Genomic DNA, 23,646 nt, shown 5'->3' with positions numbered 1-23,646 from the left:
TTTTAAACTTTTTCCTTTACAAACCGAACAAACATTCGTATAATAATCTTACAAACATTTGTTCGCATTAAATAAAGAGGTGAAGAAAATGAAAGCTATTCGTCGGTTTGGATTTATTATATTTGTTTTATTAATTGGTATTATGATTGGAAATTTTAGCCCGTTGACTGTCATGTTAATTGTTTGCCCTCTATTCACTCTATGGATGATTCTTTGGGATGATAAGAAGTTTCGTCAAGCAGAACGTAAATATCATCGTCAGTTGATGACCAAGTATTATCATTACGAATAAAAAGTGACAAGAAGCAAGTCCCCCTGCTTCTTGTCACTTTTTTGTTTAATATTCCATTAAAGTCAAAATGTCATATCCTTCAATTTTATCTCGTCCTTGTAAGTCCATTAATTCAATTAAGAACGCACAACCCACAACAACTCCACCAAGTTTTTCAACTAGCTCAATTGTGGCTTTAATAGTTCCACCAGTAGCTAATAGATCATCACAAATCAGAACACGTTGACCTGGTTGAATCGCATCTTCATGAAGTGTTAAAGTATCACTACCATATTCTAAATCATAAGAAACTTCGATTGTTTTGCGAGGTAATTTACCTGGTTTACGAACGGGAGCAAAACCCACTCCTAATTCAAAGGCAACGGGACAACCCACAATAAAGCCACGAGCTTCTGGTCCGACAACCATATCAATTTGTTGTTCTTTAGCGTAGTCTACAATTTGTTTCGTCGCAGCACGATAAGCTTCTCCGTCAGCCATCAAGGGCGAAATATCACGAAAAACAATTCCTTCTGATGGGTAATCTGGAATACTGGCAATATAATCTTTTAAATTCATGTTTCTTTTCCTCCTAGTTTTGACTAGTATACTTATTTTTAATAGGTTGTTTCTTTTATTTAAAACTATTTTATTAGAATCATTAAGCAAGTAACCATTCTTTTAAAGTAGCAATATCACTTAATAATAAAAACTCTTCTGTTTTAATTTTTTGCAAACGTTCTTGGTAAAGACGACTTTCTGTTAATGGATGATTGGTTGGATTTTCTACTCGTTGCATGACACCATCCTTAATGGTGACAAAACCTAACTCGGAAAATACTTGAATCATAAAAACTAACAATTTTTGAGGTATTTTTAGATAATCTGCAACCACGTTTAGTTTGTAACGAACATCTATCTGTTTTTGACTAGCAATAAATTTGAAAAGTTTGGCATATTGTTCTCTTGATCCAATACCGTCCAAGTACGCCTCATCTTCTGCCACACACATAAAGTAAACTCGGGAAAGATTCAGGTAGCTAGTTATGTCTTTTAATACTTCAGAATCAACTGGGCAGTCCATTATCAACAGTTGTTGATACTCTTCAGCTGACACTTCTGATTGGAATCTTTCTATATCTTTAAAAACAACAATCCTTTGACTAATTGCTTTTTCAAACTTAGTCGCATTTTTTTCAGAGAAACTTAAAAACAAGGTAGTCTCTTCAAAATCCAATCGTTGGTGGTTTCTTTTTGGTCGATAATCAAAAACTTGTAAAGCATTGATTTGATAATCATCTAACATTAATTGGGGAATCCTATTGCCATTCCACTCATTAATTGAAAGTTGACCAGTCACACTTAGTTCATCACTTTGGAATTCTAACGCTGCATCACCAAAACCAAAACCGACACCTTCTAATTTTTGTTGGGTGTCATCCGTCAAAGTAAATTTTAAATGTTGCTTGTTGCCACCAATCTGGCGACTGTTTACAACGGCAACTTTTTCGAATAAAAATTTAGGCACTGGATTATCCATTCCAAAAGGTGCTAATAATTTTAACGAGTCAATAAAAGCTGTCGAAACAGCAGCAACTGGCAAAATGGCATCTATCATTAAATCTATGCCACCTTCTAACTGATGTTCAAGCATGTACTGATTCATTCGCTCTTGTAACACAGGGATATCTGTTGCAGCGAGACTTAATCCTACTGCTGCGTGATGACCACCAAAACTCGTTAACAATTCTCGCATGCCATCTAACATTTTAAACAAGTTGACCGATTCCACACTACGACCGGAACCTTTTGCACTGCCATCATCTTTAATGGTTAATACAATTGTTGGTTTCCCAGTTTCTCTTAAAATCCTACCTGCGACTATGCCAAGAATTCCTTCATGCCAATTTTCACCCGCTATCAAATTTACTCTTGCATTAGGATCAATTTGATTCATCGCTGCTTCAGTCACAGTTTCCACTAATTCTTTTCGTCGGTTGTTAATTTGATTTAATTCTTCTGCTAGAGTGCTAGCTTCCTCTTCATCAAAAGTTGTCATTAAATTCACGGCCGGATTCGGATCTTCTAAACGTCCAATCGCATTTAATCGAGGTCCGATAGAAAAACCAATACTAGTTTCATCTATCGTTTCAGTAGAAACACCACTAACTTCAATCAATTTTGACAAACCCAAACGCTCAGTTTGAGAAATCGCTTGTAAGCCGTAAAACACTAAGACTCGATTCTCATCTGTTAAAGAAACCATATCTGCAATGGTTCCAATCGCAACTAAATCTAAAAATTCAGTAGGCACTTCATCTAATAAAGCACACGCCACTTTAAAAGCTACTCCTACACCTGCTAATTCGCCAAAAGGATAGCTGCCCTCTGGATGACGTGGATGGATAATTGCATAAGCTGGCGGTAGGTCTGTCGGCATTTCGTGATGATCGGTCACAATTACATCTACGCCTTGCTCCACAGCATAACTAATCGCTTCATCTCCAGAAACCCCATTATCTACAGTTACAATTAACTGAATCCCTTCAGCAATTTTTTCTTCATAAACCTTTTTATTCGGTCCATAACCATCTTTAAATCGATTGGGTAAATAAAATTCAACTTCTGCACCTAATAATTCCAAGGTTTCCTTCATAATCGTGGTACTAGTTATACCATCAGCATCATAGTCCCCATAGACTAAAATACGCTCTCCATCGATAATTGCTTGCTGGATACGCTCTACAGCTTTCTCCATATCATGAAAAAGGAACGGATCATGTAACATCTCCAAAGATGGATGTAAAAACGCATTTAATTCTTCTGTAGTACGAAGATTTCGGTTCCATAACAAAGATCCTAACAAGAGAGGAATATTATGTTCTTTTAACAATTCAGTAAATGTTGTTGGTAGTTCTTGCTTCTGCGGTAATTGCCAGCGAAAACTTGCTTGCTTCACTTAATCACTCCTAACCAAGATATTTTACCATATTTAGAGGCAAAAACAAAACGCATGACGCTTGAAAAATTCCTAATTAAACAGCATTTTAAATGTTGAATGACTGTCAAAAAATAGAATTAAAACTTTCCAGTCTAACTGTCTATAAAGAATGAATATTGTGAATAATCGTCCTGAGCCCTCTTTGCAAAAGTTTCGGACCTTTCGGCATTCTCAAATACTGTATAAGTTCACTACTTTCAACACAACATCATCCAACCTCATTATTTGTAATTTTGATCGTAAAAAAGAGGGAAAACCTTGAAATTAGGCTTCCCTCTCTACAAATATATTCACAAGTTGAACAATCTATTCATTTGATTTTAAGGCTTCAATCATGTCGACATTTTTTAATTTGAAGTACATAACAATCCCTACCACAATCGTAAAGAAAATAGTAATCAAACTGGCATATAAGTAACTAGTTAAATGAACGGTTGGTGAAAACATCAACATATCTAGCTCCACAGTCTGTAAAACAAATCGATGTACCAGCAAACCACCCGCTAAACCTACCGCAATCCCAATAATAGTTAAAAAGATATTTTCTCGGTAAATATACATCGTTACTTCTTTGTCATAAAAACCTAATACTTTGATAGTAGACAACTCACGAATTCTTTCAGAAATATTAATATTATTAAGGTTGTACAATACGATTAACGCCAATAAACCAGCCGAAATAATTAATACCCAAACAACGATTGTTAATGTCCCAGTCGTTTCATCTAAAGCAGTCGAAGAATCCGATAAAAAGCTAACATTTATCACATTGTCTTCCGACATCAAGGCTTCACCAATTTCTTGTTCTTGCTCTTTGGATAACTCATCATTGAATAAAATTAACTCCGTATTATACTCTGGCGTTTGATCAAAGGTCTCCTTGAATACGGTAGGTGTGAGATAAGCAAAATGTCCCACATAATTTTCGACAATCGCAGTAATATTCACTTCAAATGATTGATTGTCAGCATTTTGTAAAATTAAAGAATCACCAATTTCGAGATCAAATAGACTCGCTAGTTTTTCATTGATAATTGCCCCATCATCAATTAATTCGTAGCGTTCTCCTGTATGACGGTTGTTAAATAGCACAAAATCTGCCAAGTAATCTAATTGCTCGGGTACATATACCACAACATCTTGACCCGCTTTTCCAGCTTGTTCCATCGTGAAAGTTTCTGAACTCATAGCTAAACGCTGCTCATAAGTTGGTAAATTTTCCACTGTTTCAGAATAAGATTGATACTCTTCTTCACTAGCATCTTCGTTGAAGGTAACAATTCCTTCATAACTCCAAATTTTAGAAAACTGAGTAGGTACAATATCACCAATTGAGTCTCGCAAACCAAATCCTGTTAATATCATGGCTGTACAACCGGCAATACCAAAGATGGTCATTAACATCCGTGCTTTATAACGGAAAAGATTACGCATTGTTACTTTTTGAATAAAACTAATTCTCTTCCAAATAGGTGTCAAATACTCTAACCAAATTCGCTTACCGGCTTTTGGTGCTTTTGGTCGTAATAAAGCTGCTGGTGTGCTGAACAAATCTACTCTTAAAGCAATCAGAGCAACGCCAACTGTACAGATTAATGCTACCAAAATCCCAATCATACTATAATTCAGATACCAAGGAGTAGTAAATTCTGTGATATTATATAGTTGTCCATAGGCACTAATAATAATTTGAGGGAATAGATAAAAACCTAATGTCAGACCCATAAGTGAACCTATTAAGCCCGCAGAAAGAGAGTAAATCAAAAACTTTTGTGCGATTTCATGGTTTTTATATCCCAATGCTTTTAGCGTACCAATTTCAACACGCTTTTCTTCAATCATACGCCCCATGGTTGTCAAACTAACTAAGGCAGCAATTAAGAAAAAGATTGTTGGAAAGACCGTCGCAATTGATGAAATACGATCAGCATTCTCTTGATACTCCGCATATCCTGGATTACTGGTTCGACCCATTAAAGTGTAACTAGCTGGTTCTAATTCATCAATTTCTTTTTTCGCTTTAGCGAGTTCTTCTTTTGCTTCGAGAAGTTTAGGCATTTCTTCATCTTTTTGTTCCGTAAAGGTAGCCAAGCCTGATTCATATTCGGCTTTTCCAGCTTGAAAAGCCTCTTCTGCGTCAGCTAATTCTCGGCGACCACGCTCTTCTTCTAGTGCTAAGGTTTGTTTGGCATCTGCCAGCTGAATCTTTCCATCAACTATTTGCTTTTTCCCATCTAATAATTGTCTGCGTCCGGCATCCAATTCCTGTTGTGCACCGCCAATTTGTTGTCTTCCAGATTGAATTGTAGCAATACCCGTTTCTAATTGACTAAGATTATCTTGAGCGACTTGTCTTTGAGTCTGAATCACTTCTCCTAAAAGATAGATTCCTTGAATCACACCTTGAATGTTCTCAGGGGTAATCTGATTTAAAAGTCCTTCAATTTGATCTTTTAAGTCATCATTTGGTAGTTGAACTAACAACAAACGTAAATTATTTGTGATCTGTTCAAGTACAGGAGCAATTTCCTCATCAGAAACAGTTTCTAATTCCTTTGCTAAAACAACAAGATCGTCATAGGTATCTTGGGCACTAGCTAATTGGTCAAGCAGAAAATTTAATTGCTCTCTTTGAGAAACTAACTGATCTAGTTGTGCTTCATTAGCTTCTAACGCACCCGTTTGTCGATCTAATTCCCGTTGACCTTCAGTCAGTCTGGCTTCTTGAACTTCCAGTTCTTGTTCACTTGCTGCAAGACGCTCTTCATTACTTTTGATTTCGGCTTTGGCACTTGAGATGCTTGATTCAAACGCAGCTTTTCCATCAGCTAATTCTTGTTCTGCTTGATCCAGCTCTTCCTTGGCTTTTTTTAATTCGGACTCAGCCTTAGCCAACTCTTCTTCACCATCAGCAATTAGCTTTTGATTCTCGTCAATTTCTTTGTTTGCCTTGTCTTTAATTTCGTTTAATCGTTCTTGACTTCGCGGTTCTAACCGTTCTTCTAACGAATCTTGGTTTTTATTTATTTTGTCTTCATATTCCTGAGAGTAGGCAACTTCTTGACTCAAATCTTGAAAACTAATCAATAGTCTAGCAAAGTCTTCTCCACTAAAAACCGATTCAGGCAACAAAGCAAAATAATCAATAGAGCCACTTCCGATGGCCGTATTTCCTCGCTTTGAATTATCAATAAATTCAGGCGCTGTTACGAACCCGACAATTTCAAAATGATGTTCCGCCAATTGCTCCGTTTCATCATCAGACTCGCTAATTTCAAAAGTTTCACCTAATTTGTACCGGTCCTGTGCGACACTATCTAGTACAATTTCATTGTCCGTTTCTGGAAGTCTACCAGCCTCAACTTTAGGTAAATTCAGTGCTTTTTCATTAAAACTAAAAAGTCGAACAACTTCATTTTTCTCTGACAAATACATATCTGTCATATATTGTCCATCGGCTCGATTAATACCAGATTGATCTAAAAGATATTCTCGATCCTTTTCAGAAAAACCTAAGCTAGAATAAACTGTTAAATCTGCTAATCGTTGCTTTTTATAATATTCATCAGCTGACTTCAACATATCTGGTCCCGTCGCACCGATACCAACAAAAAAAGCAACTCCTAAAAAGATAATTCCTAAAATAGATAAAAAGCGAGCTGGAGAATGGATAATTTCTCGAATGCTACTTTTAAGTAAGGCACTTTTCTTCATATAAATGACCTCCTACCATTCAATTTCTGCAATTGGTGTAGGATTTTCATTCGTCTGAATACTACGAACCTTAGCATCGTTGATTCGAATCACTCGATCTGCCATTGGAGCAATCTGCGAATTATGTGTAATAATAACTACAGTAGTCCCATCCTTGCGGGCTGTATCTTCTAAAATTTGTAAGATTTGTTTTCCCGTTTCATAATCTAGAGCGCCAGTCGGTTCATCACATAATAATAGCTTTGGTTTTTTTGCTAAGGCGCGAGCAATTGTTACCCGCTGTTGCTCACCACCAGATAATTGTGAAGGAAAGTTGTTCATTCGTTTTCCTAGACCTACTTGAAGCAAAATATCTTCCGCAGCCATCGCCTGATCAACAATCTGAGCAGCCAATTCGACATTTTCTTTTGCAGTTAAGTTGGGCACTAAATTGTAAAACTGAAAAACAAAGCCTACATCATTACGACGATATTCTGTAAGTTCCTTCGCATCATAGTTAGCGATATCAACACCGTCAATAAAAATTTGACCACTATCACAACTATCCATTCCACCAAGTATATTTAAAACTGTTGATTTCCCTGCTCCACTAGGACCCAGAATCACCGCTACTTCTTCTTTTTCTACACCAAATGTCACACCATCGTTCGCCATAATAGTAGTGTCACCCATTTGATATTTTTTCACCTCATCTATGACATCAATGTAGCTCATGTATTCTCCTCCTCTAATTTCTATTCTAGTTTAACATATCAAAAAAAATACTGCTTTTATTTTATGTTAGAAAAAACAAATACTGTTTAGTCTTTGGCTATTTATTTCCTACACTCATCAAATCACACTAATAAAATTAAAAACACTTGGAATAATTTTCGTTTTTTTAAAAATAAACTTGGCAAAAAAAAGAAGCGATTCATCATCACTTCTTACATACGATCTACTATTTAGTTGAATTAAAACGTTCAATTCCATCTAGATATGTTGCTTCTAAAGTCATATCAGGATTTAAAACAATAAAATCTGCATCACGATCTTTTTTAATCATGCCACACACATCATCAATTTTACAGCTGATTGCTGGTACTAAACTAGCCATCATTACCGCTTGTTCCGGTGTTGCTAATCCCCAATCAACCACATTCTTAATGGCTTCTTTTAGTTTAAGAATACTTCCCGCTAAATTCCCTGATTCCATTCGAGCAGTTCCTTGTTTAACTACTACAGGAAATTCACCTAAAATATAATCTCCATCAGGCATCCCACCAGCCATCATACAATCTGTAATTAAAGCAACGTGATCGTGCCCAGCTTTTTCCATTAAAATTCCTGCAGCAGAAGGGTGCACATGATGACCGTCACAAATTAATTCAGAAAAAACATCATGTAAACTTAATAATGCCCCTACCATTCCCGGTTCACGATGATTTAATCCTCGCATTCCATTAAAAGCATGAACAAAAACGCTCGCCCCTGCTTCCACAGCAGTTGTTGCATCTTCTAGGGTACCATTGCTATGGCCCAAAGAAACAACAACCCCTTCTTTAGTCACTTGTTCAATGAATTCTTTAGCCCCTTTTCTTTCTGGTGCTAGAGCAATTTTTTTAATTAAACCACCAGAAGCTTCCTGCCATTCATTGAAAGTTTCAATGTTAGGATCACCAAAATAAGAAGGATTTTGAGCACCTTTAAATTCTTCTGTAAAAAATGGACCTTCGAAGTAAATTCCAGGAATTTTAGCTCCAGAAACTTCTTGAGCTACTTGACCGATTGTTTTTGCTACATCTCTTAATAATTCTTTACTTGAAGTGAGGGTAGTTGGTAAAAAGGAAGTTACTCCACAAGAAAGTAGAGCTTCCGACATGACTTTAATTCCATCTGCATCATTATCCATAACATCATGATTTTTGTATCCATGGATATGTGTATCAACTAGTCCTGGCGCAATCCACTTTCCAGAGTAGTCAATAACTTTTCCTTCTTGGTCAGATAAGTCAGTGGAATAATTACCAAACTTTCCATCAATTATCTCCAAATATCCCGGTCCTTTGACTCCTGATTGAAAGAAAAATTTATCTCCATACACAAAAGTTCTCATTTATATTCCTCTCCTTGTTCTTATTAATAAATTTAATATTTATCTTTATTATTCAAGACATCTCTATAGTTTTAAACTACTCCTAAATGAGAAATAAGTCAATACTGGTCTACACCATTTCAGAGATTTTTTTCATTACTTTTGCATACTCAAAACACAACTCCGCTTCACTATTTTTATTGGTTTTTTCATAGATTTGGCCACATAGTGAGAATAACTCTTCCATATGATAGTAACTTAATCTTCGTTGGCCCCATCTAATTCCTTCTTTGGACATAGTTAATGCTTCGGAAAATTGTTCAGTATCGTAAAGAAATTGGGCATAGTTAAAGAAGATTTTGGTTAATTCAAAACGAGTAATTTCTTCTGGAATATGATTTATTTCTTCGTGACTCATTTTTAAGTATTCTTGTGCTTTTTCATATTTATGTATGGTACTGTACACTCTTCCTAAACAACTCATAATAAGAATTTCAATAGGAGAAATAGTTTTTGTATCTTTTGAATAAGTATAAGAAAGTCCTTTTTTTAAAGATTGAATTGCTTGATTGTATTCCTTCGTTAGAAAAAATTCACAGCTACCCAAATAATAGTAATATAATTGAAAATCCGTATCAAAATGAAGATGATCCACTATATTCTTGTCTTTTAGTAATTCAGACATCTTCTGATATTCTTTGTGAATCAAATAAGAATGAATTCGACTAAATAATGCTTTGACTCGTTGAATTTCTTCTGACTCAGAATGTAGAATTTGTTCCATTGTCACATTTAAGCGTTGACACAAGCTTTGTAACACAAGTACATTGGGAATTTCCAAACCATTTTCGATACGACTCAACACACTTTGGGCACAAATTCCTTGGGCTAATATTTTCTGCGTCATATTCTGGTCTTTCCTTATTTGTTTAATTGTTTCTCCAAAACTTTCTTGTTGATTCATAATTCCTCCTAAATATGCTAATTCGCATTTTGCTTTTTGCTCATTTTAACACATAATGTTTAAAAAAGTATTATCAATTTTCTAATGTTCGGAAATTTTATTAGTTAGATCGGAGTGACGTTTATGGAAACGAAAACAAACGTAACATTCAAATGGGAAAACCTTACTTTATCTGGTTTCATTGAAAGAGAATACGAAAATTCATTTTTAGTACAAATTAACGAACCTTCTAAAGAAATCATGGATAAATATAGCGGCCGTATGGTTGTCAGCAAAAAAATCTGTGACTTACTTCCCGAATAAAATGAAAAGCAGCCCTCTTCTATATCAAGAGAGCTGCTTTTATTATTTTTGTCGATAGGTTTCTAAAAACTCCCGCATTTTATTAGTAGTCAATTTTAAATCATCCATATTTGGAAGGTACACAATTCTGAAGTGATCTGGTTCTTGCCAATTAAATCCACCACCATGTACCAATAAAACATGATGTTCATGTAAAAAGTCTAACACAAATTTTTCATCATCCAAAATATTGAAGCGTTTAGTATCAATTTTAGGAAACATATAAAAAGCAGCTTTTGGTTTCACAGCGGAAAGTCCTGGAATATCATTGATTGCTTGATGTATATATTCTCTTTGTTCATAGATTCTACCACCAGGTAAAAGTAATTTATCAATACTTTGATAACCACCTAAAGCAGTTTGAACGATTTGCTGTGACAGTACATTCGAACATAAACGCATAGATGACAACATATTTAATCCTAAAATATAATCTTTAATATGGCGTTTATCTCCACTAATTACCATCCATCCCACTCGGAAACCAGCAACACGATGTGATTTAGATAGACCACTAAAAGTAACTACCGGATGATCAGGCGCTAAAGTCGCAATTGGGACATGAACATAATCATCCATCAACAAACGATCATAAATTTCATCAGAAAAAATAATTAAATCAAATTCTCGTGCAATCTCAACAATTTGCTCCAAAATTTCTTTCGGATACACGGCTCCTGTTGGATTATTTGGATTAATCAACACAATTGCTTTTGTTCTATTAGTAATTTTTGAACGAATATCTGCAATATCGGGGTTCCATTCACTTTCTTCATCACAAATATAATGAACGGGCTTTCCTCCAGCTAAAGAAACCGATGCTGTCCATAATGGATAATCAGGCATAGGAACTAAAACTTCATCGCCATCGTTACATAGCCCTTGCATAGACATCGTGATTAACTCACTTACACCATTACCTGTATAGATATCATTAATCGTCACATTAGGAAAATCTTGTAATTGGCAATACTGTTCGATTGCTTTACGAGCAGAAAAAATACCTTTAGAATCAGAATATCCTTCTGATGAACGGACATTCATAATTAAATCACGAATAATCTCATTAGGTGCTTCAAAACCAAAAGTTGCGGGATTCCCAGTATTTAATTTTAAAATACTAACTCCCTCTTCTTGCATACGATCCGCTTCTTCTAAAACTGGGCCACGAACATCATAACTAACACCTTCAAGTTTACTTGATTTCTCAAAATCTCTCATAGTCATCCTCTTTTCAACTTACCTGGATTAAGCAATAAACAATATTTCATGTATATTTATTTTTTTAATGTTCATATTATAGCAAATATTCTGAATAAACGGAAAGTAATCTGTAAAAAAATAAAAAAAACATAATTATTTCTTCTATTGACATTCATTTAGATAACCAGTAAGATTTTATTGTTATCGCGGAAGTGTTGGAATGGCAGACAAGCATGATTGAGGGTCATGTGAGCGAACGCTCATGCGGGTTCAAGTCCCGTCTTCCGCATTAAATTTAGGATCTGTGGCATGAGTAAAAGCAAGACAAAAATATCCAAAAAATAGAATGATTTTCTTCTATCCTACAGATATTTTATTGTTAAACTACCTATGTCACAGGCCTTTTTTTATTGAAAAATTATCTTCTTGACTAAAACGAACATACGTTTGTATAATAGAGATGAATAATCTTTGGAGTTGATAAATATGAAGACTATCAAAGGATCTATATCAAAAATAAAAATACTAAAGCACTTAGACAACGGCACTCCTCTAGTTAGATTTAATCTAAATGATATTAATTGTTTGATTGCTTTTCACAGTTTAATGTTTCTATTTGAAGTAGCTGAAAATGCTACTGTTGTAGTTGCAGGAGAGTATAATAGCAGAAACCAATTTGTCGTCCGTCGATACTGCGTCATCCAAAACGATCATTTTGCCAAGGTACACACAATTCATACCGACCACTAAGATTAAAAAAGTACATTGGCTACAAAACCAACGTACTTTTTTTAATTAAAATAACCTTGAGCTCCATTTTCAGTACTTTCGTCTTCAATAAGTCCTTTTAAAGAACGATCTAAGATAGGTTTTTTCTTTTCATTTTTTGTTTGTTCACGGTATTGACTTCTAGACATCGCAACGGAACTAGGTTGTTTAAATTTACTTACTGCTGGATCAGAATCTTTTCGATCTTGGAAAGCTGTTGGTTCTGTATCAAACATCAAGTAACTATCTTTTTTCATTGAATCAAGCAATTCTTGATTTGAAACATCCTTCGCTGGTTCATCAGGAATCATTGAAGCAGGAATATATTTAGGAACAAAATAAGAACGACCTGAATATTCTCTTTTTAATGATTTGTTACTTGGTGATGGTTCAGCTTTTCTTTCATTAACTTTGAAACTAGATTGACCGGTATCTCCAAAAAGTCTTTTCTTTCCTGTTGGAGTCACTTCTGTTTGATATTTTTTTGCATAGTCTGGAAGATTTTCTTTATGACGCTTTAATTCTTCTCTCTGCTGGATACTTTGACCCGCTTTTTCATGACTCACTTTTGGTGAACGTCTTAATGAACGCGCTTCTGTTTTTTCGTTTCTATAAACTTTCGCTGATGGATCTTCTTCAGTCATAATCCAATTTTCATCAGTTGAAAATGATGGATATCTTCTTTCTGATTGTATTTTGACGCCTGTATCATCAGAGTATGCAGGAAAACGAAAATGTTTCCGCTTGATATCATCAAAATTTGCCATAATCTACTCATTCCTTTAACACCATATTTCTTTTATCATACCATATTTGTAGAAAATACGACAGTCTCTACAAAGCTCTTATACTCTTATTTTACTACTACTAGATTCAAATAAACAAAGAATTAAAATACTTTAATTAATAAGTTTTCATTAAAAAAATATCCGAAAAACAGAGAGACTTTTGCCCTGTAGAGGGACACTTCATTATCCTTACAAACGATATCTCTCTTCTATTTTTCAGATATTTAATCTCAAATCTCTAATAATTAATTATCGACAAGTGAACCAGCTACCGTACTTCGAATACGATCGATACTTTGCTGTTTTTGTTGACTACTAATTAAGAAGTAACTATTTTCATTTAAGGTTCGATTGGTCAAACGTCTACGAATTTCTTGAGTCATTGGTGTTTCTTCAGCTATAAATGTTAAATCTCTACTAATAAATTTTGGATAATTAGTTGGATTCATTAACATTGCTACATACTCATTGCCATTTCTTCTTAAAATCCCAAATAAGTCATCGGTATAGAAGAAACTCATGTCTCCTTCCTCCAATGTTTTATTTCCAGTACGATACTTAATCCATTTTTGACAGTTGTCATAGATTTCTTGATTCACACCATTCCACGGGAAAAATTTACGATTCTCAGGATCTTTTCTACCAGTCAGACCTGCTTCATCTCCATAATACACACAAGGTACCCCAGGAAATAAGAACATAAAACCAAATGCTAAATCTAATTTTTTTACGTGATTGCCAACCATTGTTAAAATACGTTCAGTATCATGGGTTCCGATATTGTTTAAATTATTGAAGAAAATTTCTTTTGGATAGTTTTCATACAAACGAGTTAAGCCTTTAGCAATCAACTCAGGAGATTTACGTTCATTTAATAAATCAATGGCACCATCTCGTAATGGATAATTCATCACTCCATGCAAATGATCTCCCAGAATATACTCTCGGCGTACCTCATAAGAAATCTTATTGGACGCATCTTCCCAAACTTCACCAATTAAAACAGCATCTGAATAACGACTTAAATTATTTCTAATTCCTTTAATAAATTCATCTGGCAACTCATCCGCAACGTCTAATCGCCACCCATCAATGCCAAAGTCATTCCATTTTGTTAATACACTATTTTCTAAACCATAGATATAATTTTGAAATTTATGGTCATGTTTATTGATTTCTGGTAAATCTTTAATGCCCCACCAAGATTCATAATCGTGTGGGTAATCGATAAAATTAAACCAAGAAAAAAACTCACTATGACGATTACGATATGCTCCTATATCTTCACCATATTCACCATTAACATTGAAATAACGACTATTTTGTCCAACATGGCTAAAGACACCATCTAAAATAACTCGAATATCATTTTTGTGTAGTTCTTCTAAAAGCTCTTTAAAATCTTCTTCAGTCCCTAACATTGGATCAATTTTAAAATAATCAGAAGTATCGTAACGATGATTACTACATGCTTCAAAAATAGGATTTAAATAAATTCCTGTAATCCCTAATTCTTTTAAGTAAGGTATTTTTTTAATAATCCCTTGTAAGTTACCTCCAAAAAAATCCCAACGTAAGATATCACCATTTTGTCCTTTTACATAGACAGGTTCATCTTCTTCTGTTGCATAAAGAAAGGTATTTTTCTTAGGCGCATTAACTTTTTTATCTGGGTTGCCATTATTAAAACGATCTGGGAAAATTTGATAAAAAATACCCTTTCGATACCAGTCAGGTGTTGTCTCATTTTTTTCGTAACAAGTAATCTGAAATTCCCAAATATCCTTAGGTGAAGAAAAACTCTTCCCTTCTCCTCCCGTTTCACTCGCTCCATAATATTCAGTCACTACTTTATCAGCCACTTTTGAATACACTTCAAAATGATAGAAATATAAACCTTTCCCTTGATTAAAGAAGTATTGATAAGAATAATAGTCATTTTCTTGTTTTTCCATCAAAACTCGTTGCTCTTCATGATGATCTTTATGGATAACTAAAACTACTTGGAAAACATACTCCCCGATTACCTCTACGGATAATCGGGCGAGATTATTTACTTTAACAGCACCAAAAGGTTGTTTATGATAACTTTGCCAAGGATTAAAACGGATTAAAGACATTACTAGTTCCCTCTTTTTCTGTATGAGCAAATATTGGTTCAATTTGCCAAATATCTTCTGCGTACAATCTCACGGTGTCATCTGATGAAAAACGACCCGAGTTTGCGATATTAATCAGACTAATTTTACGCCATAGCTCTTGATTTTTATAAGTTTCATTTATTCTTTCTTGTGCTTTACAGTAAGAGTCAAAGTCACGAAGCAAGAAGTACTCGTCATTATAACGAATTAAGGAATCAAAAATTTCTCGTCCTTCATATTCAATGTTTGGAATTGTTCCATCTACAAAGGCGTTTACTACGCGTTGTAATGTTGGATTTTCATCGTAAATTCGTTGAGAAGAATAATCCCGACTCTCATAATAAGCGTAGACCTCTTCTTCCGTCAATCCAAAGACACAAATATTCTCATCACCAACAGCATCACGAATTTCAACATTGGCTCCGTCTAGGGTAGCTACCGTAACTGCACCGTTTAACATTAATTTCATATTACTCGTTCCTGAAGCTTCTTTTGACGCAAGTGAAATTTGTTCACTGACATCTGCTGCTGGAATAATTTTTTCAGCTAAAGTGACATTGTAATTCGGAAGAAAGACAATTTTAATTTTGTCATTAATTGATTTGTCGTTATTAATCAAATTTGCTGCTTCATTGATTGCTTTGATAATCGCTTTTGCATAAGTATAGCTTGGAGCGGCTTTCGCACCAAAAATAAATACACGTGGTTCAATATCTAACTCAGGATTATCTTTTAAATCAAAATACAGTTTAATAATATGCATCAAATTCAATAGCTGACGTTTATAAGCATGGAGACGTTTAATCTGAACATCAAAAATCGCATGAGGAGATACCGTAACGCCAGTTTCTGTTTGAATAAAGCTCGCTAGCTCTTCTTTTTTCTGCATTTTTGCAGCTGCTAATTTATCTTGTACGCCGTTATCATCTTGATAATTTAACAGCAATCGTAAATCAGAAGAATCTTTCCTCCAATGTTTCCCAATAGTTTCATCCAAAACTTTAGACATTGGTTCGTTCGCTAATTGTGACCAACGACGCTGAGCAATCCCATTAGTTTTATTGTTAAAACGTTCTGGATAAATTGTATAAAAATCATGTAAAACGACTGATTTTAATAAATCAGAATGAAGTTTTGCCACACCATTAGTACTATGACTACCAATAATAGATAAATGAGCCATATGCACTTGATCATTTTGAATAATACGTGTGCGCTGAATTAATTCATCAGAACGAATTCCACTCAACGATAAAACATAACGGCGATCAATTTCTTCTATAATTTGATACATCCGCGGTACCATTCTTTGCATCAGGTAAATTGGCCATTTCTCAAGCGCTTCTGTCATAATTGTATGGTTGGTATAACTCATTACTTTTACAGTAATGTCCCATGCTTGTTCCCAACTTAGATCATTTTCATCAATTAAAATTCTCATTAATTCAGGGATACACAATGCCGGATGAGTATCATTGATATGAATAGCTACTTTCTCACTCAAAGCGGCCCAAGGTTTATTTAATTTCTTAAAGTAACGAACTATACTTTGCACACCAGCTGAAACAAAGAAATATTCTTGTACTAAACGAATCGTACGACCTCTCTCATTAGAATCATCTGGATATAAAACTGCTGTTAAATCCTCATAAACTCGACGTTCTTCAATACTCTTGTATTTTCCTTCTTCTGAAGGTGGAATTTCTACACCCCACAAACGCATAGTATTAACAATCCCATTTTGATAGCCTATCATCCCTGTATCATAAGGAACCGCACGTAAAATAACTTCATTTTCGGCAACAGGTTTGATTTTTCCCTGAGCATTTTTTTGCATGTATACAGTACCAGCAAAATGGACATCGACAGCTTTACTTGGTCGACGAATTTCCCAAACGTTCCCATTTTTTAACCATTCATCAGGTAATTCTACTTGATAACCATCGACAAATTGTTGCTTGAATAGACCATAGTCATAGCGAATACCATTTCCATTTCCAGGAAGACCTGAAGAAGCAATGGAATCCATGAAACAAGACGCCAAACGCCCCAAACCACCATTTCCTAACGCCATATCTTTTTCGACATCTACCAACTCTTCTAAATCGACATCTAGATCGGCTAAAGTGTCTCTGACCAAATCTAATAAACCTAAGTTTAATAAGTTACTTTTTAGCATTTTCCCTGGCAAAAATTCAATTGAGAAATAGTATGCCTGTTTCTGCTCTTCTTTTAAATAGTTTTTCCAAGTTTCACGCCAATTATCATTGTAGACAGCTTTAACAAAATTCCCTAAAGTAAAAAACAGCTCATTTGCTGAAGCATCCTCTAATTCTAAAGCAAAACTTTCTCTTACCCTTTGTCGTAATTCTTCTTTTAAATTATCTTTTGTTAAAATGGTCCTTACCCCCTAAAAAAACAGGTCAAAACATTGTCAAGACAATGTTCAGACCTGTTCACTTGTCTTTTCAGTGTTACGGATACGTACTATTATAAAACACTACGATATAAATCAATATATCTTTCACAGCTAGTTTCCCAGCTAAAGTCTTTAGACATTCCATTTTTTATCAGAACAGTCCAGGTTTCTGGTGATGAATAATATAAATCAATCGCTTTTTTCAAGCATTCCATTAATTGATAAGATGTAAATTCAGAGAATCCAAAGCCTGTTCCTGTTCCTTCAACTGGATTGAATGGTTCTACAGTATCTTTCAGTCCACCAATTTCATGCACCACTGGCAATGTACCATAACGCATTGAGATAATTTGTGATAAACCACAAGGCTCAAACGCAGAAGGCATCAAGAAAATATCTGCCCCAGCATATATTTTTTGTGCTAGCGTCACATCAAAGGAAATACTTACAGAACATTTTTCTGGATATTTTTCAGCAATTGATTGGAAACGATTCTCAAATACTGGATCGCCTGTTCCTAATAAGACAAATTGAACATCAAACTGCAAGATGTTTTCTAATTCATCTAAAACTAAATGGAAGCCTTTTTGATAAGTCAAACGACTAACAACGGCAATCAAAGGAACTTCCGGTTTCGGACGTAAGCCCATCAATCGTTGTAAATCTTCTTTGTTTGCTGCTTTACCTGATAAATCATCCACAGAATATGGACTTACTAAAGCAGTATCTGTTTCTGGATTATTTAGTTCGTAATCAATACCATTCAGAATACCTGAAAGTTTACCACTTTCCATCCGTAAAATTGGATCTAGACCTGAACCAAATTCTGAAGTTTTGATTTCCTCAGCATAAGATGGACTTACTGTGTTCACACGATCAGCATATAAAATTCCAGCTTTCATGAAATTGACTGAATCACCCATTCGAACAGTTCCATCATCATAACGTTCTGTACCCATTCCAAAAAGATTTGGTAATATTTCAGAACCATACTGTCCTTGGAATTCAATATTATGAATAGTTAAGATTGTTTTGATATTACTATAAGCTTCAATCCAACGATATTTTTCTTTTAATAAGAATGGAATCATACCAGTATGATAATCATTGACATTGATTACATCAGGAATAAAATCAATCCGTTCCATCAATTCAATCACTGCCATTTGGAAGAAAGCGAAACGTTCACCATCATCGAAGTAACCATAAATGCCATCCCGATCAAAATAATACATATTATCAATAAAGTAATACGTAACTCCATTCAGGACTAATTTTTTTACGCCGCAGTATTGCTCACGCCAACCGACGTAAATTGTAAAGTTAAGAACATCTTCACACTGTTCTTTATACTGTGGTGGCATTTTGGAATGATACGGTAGTACAACTACCGTATCAATTCCTTTTTTTGTTAGCTCTTTTGGTAACGCACCAGCAACGTCTCCTAATCCACCTGTTTTAAAAAATGGTGCACATTCAGCTGCAGTAAATAAAAGTTTCATTTTTTAACCCCCAATAACATCTGCTGTAACCGTACTTCCTTTGCTCACAACAACTGGATTTTCTGGTGTACCTTCAATGCGTACCCGTTCTTCAACCACTACGTTTTTATCAAGAATTGCATATTTAACAATCGCACCTTTTTTAATTGTAGTACTTGGCAATAATAGTGATCCTTCAATCTCAGCGCCTTCTTCGATATTTGAACCACGACCAATTAAAGAATTAGCAACATGTCCTTCAATCATACATCCTGTTGCAAATTGGCTGTTTTTTACATCAGAAGTTTCTGTGTAGTAAGTTGGTACTTCATTCTTCATTTTTGTATACACTTTTTGACTTGAATATAGCAATGAATTGAATTTTGAAATATCTAGCATATCCATATTCGCTCTATAGTATGATGGAATATCATAAATATTATTTAGATACCCAGTATATTCATAGGCATACGTATCTTCACCTACTCGTTCTCTTAAAAATCCTTCTACATTGCCTAAGATTCCATTGGCTTGTTTTTCTCTCAAGATTTCAATTAATTTATCAGTTTTGATAATAAAAATATCTGTACATAAATTAACCACATCGCCTAATTCAGCATCTTTAGCTAATTGTTGTTCTTCAATAAGATTATCTTGTCCCAATTTAAATACAATATCTTCTTTATAAACCATATCTTTTGATACACGTTTATAAACCATTGTCATTTCATTGCCATGCGCTTGATGGATATGAAGTAAAGCACGTAAATCAATGTTTACTAAGATTTTACTTCCCATATATACAGCATACTCAGATTTAGATTTTTTTAAGTAATCAATAACTAAGTCATAATAGCTACTATTATTATCTGCACGACGAATGAAATCTTGATAGATATGAATGAAGAAACGATTTTGAATACCAGCCAATCCCCATTCTTTTCCGCCACCAATGTGGTCAAAAACAGATTGAGTTTCTCCTTCATTGAATACCATAAATAAAGATTTAATATTTGCATTAGCAATACTAGATAAATTGAAGTCTATTAAACGATATTTGCTATCAAAAGGTAGGGTTGCTAATGGGCGGTGTTCTGTTAATGGCAATAACTCGTCATAACGATGCAAATTACCCACTAACGCACACATTTTATTGGTTCTCATCTTAGTCTTCATCCAATTTCACTCCAATCACTTCAGAATATCCAACTACAGCAATTTCATCTGTGCCATCAATTTCAGCATTATCGCCAATAACTGCATCTTCACCAATGATTGCTTTATGAATTTTAACATTTCTACCAACGGTTGCTCCTGACATAATAATACTATCAGTTACTTTTGCTCCTTCTTTCACTTGAACATCATCTGACAAGATACTGTTATCAATATCTCCGGCAATATGACAGCCATCTGAAATCAATGAGTTTTTAGCAGAGCCTGTGCTAGTAACAAAATGCGGTGGAGAAATTGGATTTTTAGAATAAATCCTCCATGCTTTGTCGCGAATATTTAATTCCATGTCTGGTTTTAGGAACTCCATATTTGCTTCCCATAATGACTCAATAGTACCTACATCTTTCCAGTATCCAGAGAAGCGATGAGCAATAACATTTTCGCCACTATCTAAATAAGCTGGAATAACATGGTGACCAAAGTCATTCATTGAACTATCTTTTGCATTTAGATTTGTTAATACTTGTCTTAAGCGACCCCAGTTAAAGATATAAATTCCCATAGAAGCCAAATTACTTTTGGGCTCAGCAGGTTTTTCATCAAATTCAATAATTCGATCATTGTCGTCCGTATTCATAATTCCAAAACGAGATGCTTCTTTCCATGGTACCTCGATAACAGCTACTGATAATGAAGCATGGTTTCTTTTATGATTGTCTAACATTTCTTCGTAATCCATTTTGTAAATATGATCCCCAGATAAAACCAAAACGTATTGAGGATCTAGTTCATCGATGTAAGACATATTTTGATAAATCGCATGGGCAGTTCCTTCAAACCATTTACTACCTTCTGAACTTGAGTAAGGTTGTAAAATCGTTGCTCCAGCATTAATGCCATCCAATCCCCAGCTTGCTCCATTACCAATATGGTTATTCAAAGCTAAAGGTTGATATTGAGTGACAACCCCTACATTATTAATTCCAGAGTTTGCGCAGTTACTTAAAGCAAAATCAATAATACGATATCTACCTCCAAATGGAACTGCTGGTTTAGCTATATTTTTAGTTAATTTACCTAATCGTGATCCTTGCCCTCCAGCAAGTATCATAGCTACCATTTCTGTTTTCATTACTTCGGTGAAATATCCACCTTGCCCCCTTTCGATTGACTAACATTTTTTGTTTTTTTCTTTCTTACCTGAATACTTTCTGGACGAAGAATTAATGCACCAAGAGCTGGTACAATTGTTTGAATTTGATAATCAAACTGTTTGAATGATTTCTCAATTGTTTGAGATTTTTCATTATGTTTAGTCCAAGTACCTCCAAATTCCTCCATTTCTGTATTTAATATTTCTTGATACGTTCCAGAATAAGGAACGCCTATATTAAAATCATGTCGTTCTACAGGTGTTAAATTTAAAACGACAATCAAGAAATCACTTTTCTTTTTCCCTTTGCGAATATAAGTTAGGATACTTTCATCTAAATTATCAGCATCAATAATTTCAACTGTCTCTTCTGTCCCTTCTAACTCCCAAAGTGCTGGCTCATCTTTATATAGCTGGTTTAAGGTTTTAGTGAAATGCAACATGCCTTGATTTGCCTCATCTTGCAAACTTCCCCATTCCAGCTCATGGTCATATTTCCATTCTAGAAATTGACCATATTCCCCTCCCATAAACAACAACTTCTTACCAGGATGGGTATACATAAAGGTGAACATATTTCTTAAATTAGCAAATTGATTGTAACGATCGCCCCACATTTTATGCATTAAACTTTTTTTGCCATGCACTACTTCATCATGAGACAAAGCTAAAATATAATTTTCTTGAAACATATACATAAAAGAGAAAGTCATTAAACGAAAATGGTCTTTTCTATAGTATGGATCTATTTCATAGAATCTTAAAACATCGTTCATCCAACCCATATTCCATTTATAATCAAAACCCAATGCTCCCTTGTCGATAGCTCCCGTAATTTGTGTATCCGAAGTACTTTCTTCCGCCATCATAATCGTTTCGGGATGGATTTTTTTTATCACTGCATTTAGTTTTTGTAAAAAATAATAGCCTTCAAAATTACGATTACCACCTTCATGATTAGGTGTCCAAGGACCTTCGTCAAAATCTAAGTACAACATGCTAGAAACCGCATCTACACGAATACCATCAAAATGAAATTGTTCAATCCAATACAAAGCATTCGATATTAAAAAGCTCTGTACTTGTGTTTTTCCAAGATCAAAACATAAGGTTCCCCATCGATTGTTTTTAGCACGATCAGGATCTTCATACTCAAACATTGGTGTCCCATCAAAATAAGGAAGTGCATCTTCGTTCATACAATAATGGCCTGGAACCCAATCAACTAAAACTCCAATATTATTTAGGTGACACTCTTCAATAAAATCTTGTAATTCCTCTGGTGTCCCATAGTAGGAACAAACTCCAAAGTATCCAGTTAGTTGATACCCCCATGACATGTCTAAGGGATGTTCCATTAAAGGCATAAATTCAATATGAGTGTATCCTAAGTCTTTGACGTAAGGAATCAAGTCCGTTTTTAAATCCGCAAAAGTATGTGGGCGACCATCTGGATGACGTTTCCATGAAGCTGCATGAACTTCATAAATATTTAACGGTCGTTGTTGGATATTTCGTCGTTTTTGACGACCACGCCATAAACCATCTTTCCATTTTTTTTCTAAAATGGGATAGACAACTGCAGCAGTTCCTGGACGCTGCTCAAAACGAATGGCAAAAGGATCTATTTTTAATAATTCCTTACCGTCTGCTTGCTTGACTTTAAATTTGTACAAATCTCCCTTTTTAGGAATGTTGGTAGTGATTTCCCAAATACCTGATTCTTGGCGGATAGTTAGCGGAAGAGACTCATCCCATTCATTAAAGTTACCTACTAGCCAAATTTGTTGAGCATTTGGTGCCCACACTCTAAATGTAAATCCTGTATCAGTCTGATGAACACCTAACAACGCTTGTAAGTTAAAATTTTCGCCAGTTAAAAAACTTTTTTCAGCCTTTAAAACATCATCGCCTATTTCCATTACAAAACTCCTAACCGACTTTAATAAATAACTAATTATGATAAAAAATAAAAACTGAAAAGCGATGTTTATTATCCATTTTTCAGTTTCTAATACAATTATATCACATTTTTAATCTTTTAAAATAAGATTTCTTAAGAATACTTTAAATAACAACAGGAAAAACCGAAGAATGAAATCCTTAAAAAAATGTTAATTACTAAGAAAATTTCACAATTTCATTTTCTTT

Annotated in this window: 17 protein-coding genes and 1 tRNA gene; 4 read left to right on the top strand and 14 right to left on the bottom strand. The window is 34.6% G+C overall.

The annotated features are described in order from the left end of the window. Window positions 1-88 precede the first annotated feature (88 nt). Window positions 89-292, top strand: a complete 204-nt coding sequence (locus tag AC4BBX_RS01315; protein ID WP_490454683.1) for a hypothetical protein — start codon at window positions 89-91, stop codon at window positions 290-292. Between the two features lie 45 nt (window positions 293-337). Here AC4BBX_RS01315 and AC4BBX_RS01310 read toward each other — a convergent pair whose 3' ends face one another. From AC4BBX_RS01310 to AC4BBX_RS01285, 6 genes are all read right to left on the bottom strand, one after another. Continuing rightward, window positions 338-850, bottom strand: coding sequence for an adenine phosphoribosyltransferase (locus AC4BBX_RS01310; RefSeq protein WP_490454682.1), 513 nt, complete (start codon window positions 848-850; stop codon window positions 338-340). A gap of 82 nt (window positions 851-932) precedes the next feature. Then, window positions 933-3,230: a single-stranded-DNA-specific exonuclease RecJ gene (gene recJ, locus AC4BBX_RS01305; RefSeq protein ID WP_490454681.1), complete on the bottom strand. Its 2,298-nt coding sequence runs from the start codon at window positions 3,228-3,230 to the stop codon at window positions 933-935. A gap of 348 nt (window positions 3,231-3,578) precedes the next feature. After that, window positions 3,579-6,986: an ABC transporter permease gene (locus tag AC4BBX_RS01300; protein WP_490454680.1), complete on the bottom strand. Its 3,408-nt coding sequence runs from the start codon at window positions 6,984-6,986 to the stop codon at window positions 3,579-3,581. Window positions 6,987-6,998: 12 nt separating this feature from the next. Then, window positions 6,999-7,700, bottom strand: coding sequence for an ABC transporter ATP-binding protein (locus AC4BBX_RS01295; RefSeq protein ID WP_490454679.1), 702 nt, complete (start codon window positions 7,698-7,700; stop codon window positions 6,999-7,001). A gap of 226 nt (window positions 7,701-7,926) precedes the next feature. Beyond that, window positions 7,927-9,081: an N-acetylglucosamine-6-phosphate deacetylase gene (gene nagA / locus AC4BBX_RS01290; RefSeq protein WP_490454678.1), complete on the bottom strand. Its 1,155-nt coding sequence runs from the start codon at window positions 9,079-9,081 to the stop codon at window positions 7,927-7,929. A 109-nt stretch (window positions 9,082-9,190) separates the two neighbouring features. Continuing rightward, window positions 9,191-10,024 (bottom strand): helix-turn-helix domain-containing protein, encoded by an 834-nt coding sequence (locus AC4BBX_RS01285; protein WP_490454677.1) that lies wholly within the window; start codon window positions 10,022-10,024, stop codon window positions 9,191-9,193. A 123-nt stretch (window positions 10,025-10,147) separates the two neighbouring features. Here AC4BBX_RS01285 and AC4BBX_RS01280 point away from each other — a divergent pair, with 123 nt between their 5' ends. Then, complete coding sequence (locus AC4BBX_RS01280) at window positions 10,148-10,327, top strand: DUF2187 domain-containing protein (RefSeq protein ID WP_490454676.1); 180 nt, start codon at window positions 10,148-10,150, stop codon at window positions 10,325-10,327. A gap of 42 nt (window positions 10,328-10,369) precedes the next feature. On the opposite strand, the gene AC4BBX_RS01275 is transcribed toward AC4BBX_RS01280, so the two are convergent. Then, entirely contained in the window at window positions 10,370-11,587 is a 1,218-nt protein-coding gene (locus AC4BBX_RS01275; RefSeq protein WP_490454675.1) for a pyridoxal phosphate-dependent aminotransferase, read from the bottom strand. Between the two features lie 188 nt (window positions 11,588-11,775). On the opposite strand from AC4BBX_RS01275, the gene AC4BBX_RS01270 reads away from it, so the two are divergent. Together AC4BBX_RS01270 and AC4BBX_RS01265 are read left to right on the top strand one after the other, a co-directional pair. Then, window positions 11,776-11,858: transfer RNA gene (locus tag AC4BBX_RS01270), tRNA-Leu, on the top strand. Window positions 11,859-12,055: 197 nt separating this feature from the next. After that, on the top strand, window positions 12,056-12,319 hold the full coding sequence (locus tag AC4BBX_RS01265; RefSeq protein WP_490454674.1) for a hypothetical protein: 264 nt from the start codon (window positions 12,056-12,058) through the stop codon (window positions 12,317-12,319). A gap of 41 nt (window positions 12,320-12,360) precedes the next feature. Here the strand turns inward: AC4BBX_RS01265 and AC4BBX_RS01260 are convergent, their stop codons facing one another. The 7 genes from AC4BBX_RS01260 to glgB form a co-directional block, all read right to left on the bottom strand. Next, entirely contained in the window at window positions 12,361-13,104 is a 744-nt protein-coding gene (locus AC4BBX_RS01260; RefSeq protein WP_490454673.1) for a hypothetical protein, read from the bottom strand. A gap of 266 nt (window positions 13,105-13,370) precedes the next feature. Further along, window positions 13,371-15,245: a glycoside hydrolase family 13 protein gene (locus tag AC4BBX_RS01255; RefSeq protein ID WP_490454672.1), complete on the bottom strand. Its 1,875-nt coding sequence runs from the start codon at window positions 15,243-15,245 to the stop codon at window positions 13,371-13,373. After that, on the bottom strand, window positions 15,226-17,664 hold the full coding sequence (locus tag AC4BBX_RS01250) for a glycogen/starch/alpha-glucan phosphorylase (protein ID WP_490455736.1): 2,439 nt from the start codon (window positions 17,662-17,664) through the stop codon (window positions 15,226-15,228). Before AC4BBX_RS01250 ends, AC4BBX_RS01255 begins: the two co-directional genes overlap by 20 nt. 92 nt (window positions 17,665-17,756) lie before the next feature. Next, entirely contained in the window at window positions 17,757-19,187 is a 1,431-nt protein-coding gene (glgA, locus tag AC4BBX_RS01245; protein ID WP_490454671.1) for a glycogen synthase GlgA, read from the bottom strand. 3 nt (window positions 19,188-19,190) lie between these two features. Beyond that, window positions 19,191-20,330, bottom strand: coding sequence for a glucose-1-phosphate adenylyltransferase subunit GlgD (gene glgD / locus AC4BBX_RS01240; protein WP_490455735.1), 1,140 nt, complete (start codon window positions 20,328-20,330; stop codon window positions 19,191-19,193). 1 nt (window position 20,331) lies between these two features. Then, entirely contained in the window at window positions 20,332-21,474 is a 1,143-nt protein-coding gene (locus tag AC4BBX_RS01235; RefSeq protein WP_490454670.1) for a glucose-1-phosphate adenylyltransferase, read from the bottom strand. Further along, window positions 21,474-23,417 (bottom strand): 1,4-alpha-glucan branching protein GlgB, encoded by a 1,944-nt coding sequence (gene glgB / locus AC4BBX_RS01230; protein WP_490454669.1) that lies wholly within the window; start codon window positions 23,415-23,417, stop codon window positions 21,474-21,476. The genes AC4BBX_RS01235 and glgB overlap by 1 nt, the downstream gene beginning before the upstream one ends. Between the last annotated feature and the right edge of the window lie 229 nt (window positions 23,418-23,646).

It is taken from the genome of Enterococcus sp. AMC1157 (assembly GCF_058216555.1).
Note: the sequence above shows the minus strand (reverse complement) of the source record. Positions and strands in the feature narration are given on the sequence as shown.